This is a genomic window from Guyparkeria sp. SCN-R1 (genome assembly GCF_003932495.1).
Classification (GTDB): domain Bacteria; phylum Pseudomonadota; class Gammaproteobacteria; order Halothiobacillales; family Halothiobacillaceae; genus Guyparkeria.
In genome coordinates this window covers 1-339 of sequence record NZ_QZMT01000061.1, presented here as the reverse complement: position 1 = coordinate 339, position 339 = coordinate 1, and the positions used below count along the sequence as shown (strand labels likewise).

The following is a 339-nucleotide window of genomic DNA, read 5'->3' as shown; positions in this document are numbered from 1 at the left end:
CCGGGCAGGTCATCAGGACCGCGTAATTAGCAACTGGCCGCTGCGGCCATGTACACTCGGACCTCGGGGTTTTCCCAACATCGGCGCGCTTTCCGTGAGTTCAACGAGCGGAGTGTCGTCTCCACTTTCGGTTCGCGATCACCGAACGGAGGGCGCGCGTGTCATGTGAGCCCCGGCGTAGTGGGTTGGCCAGGGCCTGGTCTGGTCTTGCCTGCCAACCGCGAAGGGGCGTAGCTCAACTGGCAGAGCAGCGGTCTCCAAAACCGCAGGTTGCAGGTTCAAGTCCTGTCGCCCCTGCTGAAGGCGAACGTTCGACGACGATGCAGGCACGGCCTGAAG

1 tRNA gene is annotated in these 339 nt (G+C 63.1%); it reads left to right on the top strand.

The features are described from left to right. Positions 1-224 precede the first annotated feature (224 nt). Positions 225-297 (top strand) — tRNA-Trp (locus D5687_RS11180). Positions 298-339 lie beyond the last annotated feature (42 nt).